This window comes from Stieleria sp., from assembly GCF_041595215.1.
GTDB lineage: Bacteria > Planctomycetota > Planctomycetia > Pirellulales > Pirellulaceae > Stieleria > Stieleria magnilauensis.
Map to the genome: position 1 here is coordinate 1 of NZ_JBFHKV010000269.1, position 8,802 is coordinate 8,802.

At 58.1% G+C, this 8,802-nt stretch carries 4 protein-coding genes; 2 read left to right on the forward strand and 2 right to left on the reverse strand.

Annotation, left to right across the window (positions count from 1 at the left end; genetic code table 11):
- Window positions 1-42 precede the first annotated feature (42 nt).
- Together ABX749_RS12415 and cls are read left to right on the forward strand one after the other, a co-directional pair.
- A complete protein-coding gene (locus ABX749_RS12415) occupies window positions 43-5,499 on the forward strand; it encodes an FG-GAP-like repeat-containing protein (protein WP_372896266.1) in 5,457 nt (1,818 codons plus the stop codon).
- 191 nt (window positions 5,500-5,690) lie between these two features.
- Window positions 5,691-7,133, forward strand: coding sequence for a cardiolipin synthase (gene cls / locus ABX749_RS12420; RefSeq protein WP_372896267.1), 1,443 nt, complete (start codon window positions 5,691-5,693; stop codon window positions 7,131-7,133).
- Between the two features lie 23 nt (window positions 7,134-7,156).
- Here the strand turns inward: cls and ABX749_RS12425 are convergent, their stop codons facing one another.
- Window positions 7,157-7,804, reverse strand: coding sequence for a lysophospholipid acyltransferase family protein (locus tag ABX749_RS12425; RefSeq protein ID WP_372896268.1), 648 nt, complete (start codon window positions 7,802-7,804; stop codon window positions 7,157-7,159).
- 3 nt (window positions 7,805-7,807) lie between these two features.
- A partial coding sequence (locus tag ABX749_RS12430) for a phosphatidate cytidylyltransferase (protein ID WP_372896269.1) occupies window positions 7,808-8,802 on the reverse strand: 995 nt, incomplete at its 5' end.

Below are 8,802 nucleotides of genomic sequence, written 5' to 3' on the forward strand. Positions count from 1 at the left end.
CTGGCTGCTCAATCTCCTCCGGCCGGAATCATCACCGGCCAGGTGTTTGACGACACGAATCGCGACGGTGTGCAAGACAGCGGCGAAAGCGGCGCCAGCGGCATCGCGGTCGAACTAGTCGATGTGCTCACGGGAGACGTGTTGTTGACTACGACCAGCGCTGATGTCGACCTGAACAACGACCAGACGATCGATCCGGAATCGGAGCAGGGCGTCTTCTCATTCACCGATCTCGCCGCCGGTGAGTTTTCGGTGCGTCGCGTGGATGTGGCGAACCAACCGCGACGCGTCACGCTCGCGGCAAATCAAACCGAAACAGTGTCACTTGGCAATCGATCACAAGGGAGCATCGCCGGCGCGGTTCTTGATGACAACGACTTCGACGGACAGGGCGACGTCAGCGTCAGTTCCGTGGTCGTCTACATGGACCTTGATGGAAGCGGTTCGCTGACGGCCGGCGATCGCGAAGTGGTCACCGACGAAAACGGTGCTTTCCGATTCGATGATTTGTTGGCGGGCGAGTTTGACATCGGGATCGTCGCGCCGGACGACTTTGATGTCGTCGGACCGACGGTCCGCACTGTCACTTTGGCGATCGACGAAGCGGTGGACGATCATGACATCGCCCTGCAACTGAACCCCAGTTCCAGCCTCTCGACGGCGACCTTGCGCGTCTCGGACGCCGACAACGCTGTCGGCGTTTTCAACTTGCTCGAATTCGGTGAAATCCTGGTGGACGGGACGGGCGGTGACAGCCTGACGCGAAACCTGGAGTTGTTGAATTTGGGCGGCGAAAATTTGGTGATCCACTCCGCACGCATCGCCGACACGGACAGCGGGTTCGTGATCGACGGCCTTGACGATGGCACCACGATCGTTCCCGACGGCATTTTGGGGGTGACGTCTGCCCATCCGTTTTCGCTGAGCTTTGATCCGACGCAAAGCGGAGTGGTTGATACACAATTGGTGATCACCAGCAATGACCCGAGCAGTCCGACGACGATCCGGCTGACCGGAAATGCGCGCTCGCCCGACCCCGAATTGTCGGTCATGTTGGAGAACAACAACGCGGGAGGAATCACGTTGGCGCAGTCGGAAACGCGGGCCGAATTTGTGACGCTTCGGAATACCGGCAACCAACCTCTCTCGATCACGTCGATCACCGGATCGCTGGGATTCCAACCCGCCGGCCTACCCGCCGGTTTTCCTGACACGCCGATCGCGTTGGCCGTCGATGAATCGATCGACATCGATGTGTCGGTACGAGCGACACAGTTGGGTATCCAAGGCGGCACGCTGACGTTCATGTCGGATGATCCGGCCAATCCGGTGATCAGTCGCGGCGTGATTGCGACCGGCATTCCGGCCTCGGGGCCGCAAGCTTCGATCGGCGACGACTTCGTCGCGATCGAGATGCCGGCGTTGTCGGCGGCGCCGGTGCTGCGTGGGACCACCAACCTGATCGGCAGTTATGAGTTCTTTTTGACGGCCCAGGCAGCCTACGAGGTCACGTTGTTTGATCCCGTCACGGGATTGGTGGCGAAATCGCTCGGGCAAACGGCCGCCACCGGTGTGGTGACGAATGTCACGCAACCGTCTTTCGTAGCCAGCCTGAGCCCGGATTCAGACGGCGACCTGCTGCCCGACGACGCGGAATTCGCCGTGGGCACATCGGCAACCAATCCCGACACCGACGGCGATGGAGTGTTCGACTACGCGGAACTGAGGCAGGGACTCGATCCACTGAGCGGGTTGCCGGTTTCGATCGGAACGCTGGCAAGTCTGCCGTTGATGGGGCAGGCCAAAGAGATCGAACTGGTCGGGTCAACCGAGGACACGTCCGTTCAGAATGCGTATGTGGCGACCGGTTCACACGGGCTGGCGATCATTGACGCGTCAGACGCCATGAATCCGATCACGCTCGGGCAACTCGATTTACCTGGTGACGCCACCGACGTTGCGGTCGCCGCGTCCGCCAACTTGGCCGCCGTCGCGACGGGAACCGGGGGACTGCAATTGGTCGACGTCTCCGACCCGATGCTTCCAACGTTGATCCGGTCGGTCGACATCGAAGCCGATCGCCTGGACGTTTTTGGCTCGATTGCCTTCGTCGCGAATTCGACGTCTCTGGTCAGCGTTGACATGGAATCCGGTACGATTCTGCAACAACTGGATCTCGGCGAGTTGACCGATGTCGTTCGTCTGGGGCCGATGCTCTACACGATGGGCAGCGACAAGACGTTGTCGGTGATTGAGGTCACCGGGCTGACGATGTCTCCGCGTGGATCGGTGGTACTTCCCAACGGCGCCGGTCGGTTGTTCGTCTGGGACGGAGTGGCCATTGCGACGGCGGAAAGCAACGACCGTGGTGGGATCGTCACCGTCGACATTTCGGATCCGGATGCGCCGACATTGATCAGCGATTCAGACGTTCTGGATCCCAGCGTCGGCGCGTCGACTGCGATCGCCGCCAACGGAACCGGGCTGGCGTTGATCGTCGGCAATCCGGTCGGCACGCCGGTTTTGGATGTTGTCGATGTCACCGATCTTGAAAACACGGCGACGACTGCGGAAACGTTTCGCACACGTGTCAGCTTGCCATCGGCACCGTCGGACGTCGTGATCGCCGCCGGCATGGCCTACGTTGCCAACGGTATCGATGGCTTGCAAGTCGTCAATTTCTTGGCCTTCGACGACCAGGGGGTTCCCCCGACCGTCTCGATCGATGCGTCGAGTGCGGATGTGGATGCATTGTCCGCGGGGATACAGGTGTTTGAAGGTCGTTCGTTGCCGATTGAGTTATCGGTCAGCGACGATGTGCAACTTCGCAGCGTGGAATTGCTGGTCAACGGAATCGTGGTCCGCAATGACGTTTCGTTTCCGTTTGATGTGACGGCGTTGGTGCCGAATCTGACCGATGGTGCGACATCGGAGAACCTGATGTTGCAGGTTCGCGGGACAGACACCGGCGGCAACCAATCGCTCTCGCAGTTGTTGGAATTGGAGGTGATCAAGGATGACGTCGCGCCGACAATCTCTTCGATCAGCCTGGCCAACAACGATGAATTCCCGCTCGGATTCATGAGCGTCGACATCGATTTTTCTGAACGGATCGCATTGATCGACGCGACCAACATTTTTGTCACCGGTCCTTCATCGAATCTCGTCGAACCGGTCAATCTGCTCGTTGCTCCCGACGGAACGTCGGCGCGGCTGACGTATCAATTGTTGGAAATCGGCGACTACCAATTGACGATCGATGCACCCAATGTCCGCGATGTGCCGGGGAATCCGCTGGGCGGTTCGCCGATCCTGACCGACTTTAGTGTGCCCGCTGTTCCGGCAACCAACGAACCCCTGTTTCCCGGATTTGCCTTGCCGCTCATTGACGGCGCGTTAGCGACGGCCACGGGGGATTTCAACGGCGACCTGATTCCCGATCTTGCCGTCGCCGTCGAGCCTGGCCCCGGCGGCCCGTTCCACACGCTGGACATCTACCTGGGCATCGGCAACGGCACTTTCGCCGATCCGATCCGTGACCCGCTCACGGGGATCCCCGCCCAATTGTTCGTCGGCGACTTTACGGGAGATCAAATCGACGACGTTCTGATTCGTTACCAGTTCCAAATCAACATCAGTGTCAATCGTGAGATCTTGGCGATCTTGTTCGGCCAAGGCGACGGGACGTTCGGCGATGATGAGATCCTATTCGGTGGAAAATCGATTGAAACCGGTTCCTATCCCAATCATTTGGCCGTCGGAGATTTTGACGGCGACTCGGACCTGGACGTGTTTGCGACGACGAGCAACGGCTCGATCAAGACGTTTCTCAATCGAGGGACCGGAACGTTCACGACCGTCTTGAATCCCGGGTTCGGGTTCACCGCGCTCGACTCGGCAGTCGGCGATGTCACCGGTGACGGCAGTCACGACGTCGTCGCCGTTCGCAATGAAGTGGCCACGATTTTCAGCAACAACGGATCGGGAACGTTTTCGGCGATCACGACCCCCGATCCGTCGGGGACTCGGACGTCAGCGGTCGCTCTCGCGGATCTGAACGACGACCAAAACCTGGACCTGATTTTTGGCGATCGGGTTGACCACAGCGTCTCCGTCATGCTCGGCAATGGCGATGGAACGTTTGCCGACGAATTGGTCAAATCGATCAGCATTGAGGCCGACGCGATCGTCGTCGGCGACATCAACGAAGATTCAAACCTGGACCTCCTCGTCGGTGACTTCGGCGGAGTCCAGTTGACGGTGTTGCTCGGTGACGGCGCCGGTGATTTCTCCAGCACCAACCTCTTCTCCACCTCCAAAACAACCGCCTTCATCAAACCACTGTTGGCGGATTTTGATTTCGACCAGAATCTGGATGTGGTGATTCCGACCCAAGTCGATTTTTTCAAGCACCAAGTCGAGATGGTGTTCGGTCTGGGCGACGGCACGTTTCTGCAGCCGGTGCGCGCCGAGGTTTCCGATGGCACGAACCTCGGAACCACCGAGACCTTGACGACGGGAGACCTGAACGGCGATGGGATCCTCGATCTGATCAGCACGAATCTTCAATTGGATCAGGTGATCGTGAATCTGGGCATCGCGGACGGCACATTCGGCGCGCCGACGATGTTCGGCGGTTTGCAAAACCCGTTCGCTCCACGAGTCGGCCTGTTCGACAATGACGCCCATCTGGATGTAGCCATATCGAACGGCTCGGGCATCGTCCTGATGCTCGGCGACGGCACCGGTTCGCTTGGCACACCGATCGAAGTCCACTCTCAGTTCCAGGGCACACCGCGTTCCTTTGAAGTGGTTGACCTCGATCAAGACAACGAATTAGATTTGATCGCCGTCATCTCCGGCACCGTCACCATCCTGATGGGCAATGGCGACGGCACCTTTGAGGACCCGATTTCGATCGTGGCACCTGTCAGGGCACTGGGTTCGGCGGTCGCTGATGTCAACGGTGACGGGTTGCTGGACATCGTGATCGGCAGCGACTTGGTGGCCGGCACTCCGGCGGTCAGTCTGCAACAGGCCGATGGCAGTTTTGGAGCGTTTCAAGACTTGGTCCCGAATGAACAGTCGGGCGTAACTCCTAATGCGGTCGTGACTGCGGATCTGAACGGCGACAACCGAATCGACGTGGTTTCATCGAACCAGGACAGCGATGATGTGACGATCATGCTACAAAACAGCAGTGGGAATTTCTTTGTCGCGGCGACGTTGCCTGTCGGCGACTCACCGCGGGACGTGCTTGCCGAAGATCTCAATGACGACGGCAACATTGACTTGGTGATTTCGAATCGTTTCGACGGGCATCTTTCCGTTTACCTGGGGAACGGTGACGGAACGTTTGCCGATGAACTTCGATTCAGCGTCGGCGGAAACCCGATGGAAATGGCCTTGGCAGACTTCAATCAAGATGGCCTGCTCGATCTGGCCGTCATCGACACGCTCGCCAAGGACATCGTGGTTCTGCTGAATCGCGCGTCCTAGTGCTCTGTCCAGATTTGAACTTGGGGTTGCGTTTATCGAGCGGAAAAGGGGTCAGGTACCAAAAACCAAATGGCCCGACGGGTGCTTCGCATTTTTGGTACCTGACCCCTTTTCCGCGGCACCCTCAATCTAAAAGTTGACGGAGCACTAGTGGGGTAAGCATCCGGCTTGCCAGTCAATACAATTGGTACATGATCGATCCCTCGCCCACTAACCTGTCGCTTTTCGGCGCCACCGTCTTTGTTTTCGTGGTGCTCGGCATTGTGTCCGCCGTCCAGGCGGTGATGACGACTCGGACCTCACAGGGTGCCGTCGCCTGGGCGATCACTCTGATCACGTGGCCTTTTTTTGCGGTTCCTGCGTACTGGATTTTTGGACGCAATAAATTTCAAGGCTACGTCGATTTGCGTCGTGACAGGACCAGCGATGCGATCGAAAACTTGGACGACGTCCGCCGCAAATTGGCGCCTTACGCCGTCGACCTGGGCTCGCGGTTTGGGGACGCGCGCGCGTTGGAACAACTCGCCCGGATGCGATTCACTCGAAACAACGACACCCGTCTGTTGGTCAACGGGCAAGCCACCTTCGATGCGATCTTTGCGGAAATCGATGCGGCCACCACTTACATCTTGGTTCAGTTCTTCATCATCCACAATGACTCGCTGGGGCGACAGCTGAAAGACCGGCTGATCGCGCAGGCGAAACGTGGTTTGTCGGTCTACCTGTTGTACGACGACATCGGATCCAGGGGCATCCCCAAAGCGTTCGTCAACGAACTGACCGCCGCCGGCGTCCACGTCACGGGGATGAGAACGACGCGGGGTTGGCGAAACCGATTCCAGATTAACTTTCGTAACCACCGCAAGATCGTTGTCGTTGACGGCCGGATCGCGTTCGTCGGCGGGCACAACGTCGGGGATGAATACATCGGCAAGCACCCGCGGCTGTCTCCCTGGCGTGATACCCACCTGTCGATCAGCGGCCCGGCCGTGCTCGCGACGCAACTCGCCTTCGTCGAAGACTGGTACTGGGCGACCGAAACGATGCCCGCGGTCAGTTGGGAACCGCAACCGTCAACCGACCATGACCGGATGGTGTTTGTACTGCCGAGCGGTCCTGCTGATGACTACGAGACCTGCGGGTTGTTCTTTACGCATGCCATCAATTCAGCCGACGACCGGATTTGGATTGCAACGCCCTACTTTGTTCCCGACGAAGGGGTAATCACAGCGCTGCAATTGGCGGCGTTTCGCGGTGTCGACGTGCGTGTCTTGATCCCCGGGATACCGGACAAGCCGTGGATCAAGCTCGCCGCGATGTCTTACGTCAATCAGGTGATTCAGGCCGGAGTGAAGGTGTACGAGTACGGTGACGGGTTTCTGCACCAGAAAGTCGTTCTGGTCGATGGCTACGCTTCGGCGATCGGGACTGCGAATTTCGACAACCGCTCGTTTCGATTGAATTTTGAAATCACCGTGCTGACGATCGACGATGAATTTACCGACGAAGTCGAACAGATGCTGTCGAACGACTTTGCCAATTCACGAGAAATCACACGCGACGCACTTGCCGCGCGGCGCTGGTGGTCCGTCGCGATCTCGCAAATTGCACGCCTGTTCGCTCCGATTCTTTGAACCCCTCGCGGCCGCTTACCAGCTCAAGACGGCTCCCAACGCGGGATTTCTTTTTCCGCTTCCAATTCGTTCATGGCATCACAAATCGTTTGCATGAATGTGTCTTTTTTCCCGGTCCACTGAACCGGCTGGCCGATGAACACGTCGCAAAAAAAGGGCACCAAGATGCCTTCGCCCTTGGGTAGCGAACGTCCCAGGCCATGCATGAAAACGGGCGTAAAGGGAACTTCGGGGTAGCGTTTGGCGACGTGCGCGATGCCCGTTTTGAAGTCGTCTCGGATCTCAGGTGCCCCCCGACTGCCTTCGGGAAACAGAATCAGGATCTTGTTCTCATCGAGTGCCTCGCAGATTCCAGCCAGAGGGTCTCGGCGCACACCTTTTACTTCGCGTTCCAACGGAATGATTCCGATAATTTTCGTCGAAAACCATGCCATCAACCGGTTGCGCAAAAAATGATCCGCAGCGGCGACCGGATGGACATCCTTCAACCGCCGCATCCCGAAGAGGGTCATCAAGACCATCGTGTCGAGGTGGCTGTTGTGATTGGCGACGATGACGGCCGGCCCTTTTTCTGGCAAGAGATTTGAACGGCGGACATTCAAGCCGATCACAATCAAAATGACCGGTCGGACGATGAACAGAAAATAGACAAAACGCAGCAGGTCCGTCATCGTTCAACCGTAGCAATAATAGATGAAATGAAAGAACAGCGGGGCGGTGTAGGTCAGGCTGTCGACTCGGTCCAAGACTCCCCCGTGCCCGGGCAACGTGTGGCCGGCATCTTTCACGCCTAGATCGCGTTTGAGTGCGGAAATCGAAAGGTCGCCCGCGAAGCCTGCAACGCCGATGATCAACCCGGCCAATAGCGATCGCGGCAGGTCAAGAAACGTCAGCCAGGGGCCGACGAAGGCCGCCAAGACGACGGTGGACGCGACGCCGCCGATCAATCCGCCAACCGTCTTGCCCGGGCTGACCTTTGGAATGACCTTCCGCTTGCCGACCGTTTTTCCCCAGCAAAATTGTGCGACGTCATTGAACTGAGTCAGCAAGACCAGCAACACCAACAGAGCCGCACCGCCGGATGCCTTGGAGGCTTCGTCAGCCCAAACCACGGTGACGCGGGCCGATTCACTCGGCTGGATCATCATCAACATTGCCGCATGCGAGAGGCTGAAAACCGTTGTCATGAGCCCCCATTGAACTGTCCCGATCGCCCGCAGAAACCCCTTGGTTTCGCCGATCAACACCATGCGAGTCGGAAGTCCCAGAAACATGTAGACCGGAATAAAGATCACGAACATCTCGTACCAGGCGATCGCAACCCAGCAGTACTGAAACGGGATCGCCAGGTAAGCCCAGAACAACACACGATGATCGGCCCGCCGCGTCGGGATGAGTGACAAAAACTCCTTGAACGCGAGGAAGCTGACGAATCCTAAGAAAGCGACTGCAGTCGTTCTGGAAACGGCAATCATGAAGGTAAAGCAGCCGACGATGATCCACCACGTTCGGACGCGAAGCACTAATTCGGTGTCATCGCGGTCGGGATCGGCGCGCTTGCGCAAGAGGAGGATCACGTTGGCAAGCAACAGCAATCCTGCGATCGCCGCAAACGTCAGGCAAATCTCCGTCGACAGGTGATCAAACAAACTCATTCCCCCTGCGCGGA